1 protein-coding gene and 1 pseudogene are annotated in these 767 nt (G+C 75.5%); both read right to left on the minus strand.

All coding sequences use genetic code 11. The annotated features are described in order from the left end of the window. Nucleotides 1–96 (minus strand): annotated as a pseudogene (locus ACWIE7_RS19385) (biotin-dependent carboxyltransferase family protein); the annotation flags it as partial. Continuing rightward, on the minus strand, nt 93–767 hold a 675-nt coding region (locus ACWIE7_RS19390), incomplete at its 5' end, for a 5-oxoprolinase subunit B family protein (protein ID WP_454070364.1). The pseudogene ACWIE7_RS19385 and the gene ACWIE7_RS19390, both read right to left, overlap by 4 nt.

Below are 767 nucleotides of genomic sequence, written 5' to 3' on the forward strand. Positions count from 1 at the left end.
GGCCCCCGAGGCGGTCACCCCGATGTCGGCGTGCCCGGGCCGGCCCAGGTCCTGCACAAGCGCCGACGGCCCGGCCCGGAGCACCAGCAGACTCATCTCGCCCCTCCCGCGCCGACGCTCCCGGCGCCGTCTGCACCGGCATCACGGAACCGCACGAGCGTGCCGGGCGCGAGCAGTGCGGGCTGCGGACGGTCGATGTCCCACAATGGCGCGTCGGTGGTGCCGAGCAGTCGCCACCCGCCGGGCGAGTCGCCGGGGTAGACGGCGCAGAACCGGTCGGCCACGGCCACCGATCCCGCCGGCACCTTCGGCCGGGGCGAACCCAGCCGTGGGACCGTCGGCATCGGCCCCGGGCTCGGGCTCGGGCTCGGGCTCGGGCTCGGGCTCGGGCTCGGATCAGCGTTGGCATCGAGTTCGCCGGAACCGAGTTCTCGCGCGTCGACGAGGTAGAAGAAGCCCGGCGCGAACCCACCGAACGCGGCCTTCCACGTGATCGAGGTGTGCATCCGGACGAACGCCTCGACAGGGACGCCGGCCAGCTCGGCCACGACGGCCAGGTCGGGGCCGTCGTAGCGGACATCCAGCGTCACCGTGCCCGCTGCAGCACCAGCCCCAGTGTCTGACCGAGCGCCCGACCCAGCCTCAGCCCCGGGGTCGGAGCGCGCCGTGGGGCCGGCTGCGAGCAGGGCCTCCAGCGCCTGCCGCAGCCGCGGCAGATCGGCGGCACCGCGGGCGGTCACCAGCACCGAGCGAGCGGCCGCCACCAC

The sequence above is a fragment of the Dietzia sp. NPDC055343 genome, from assembly GCF_053645265.1.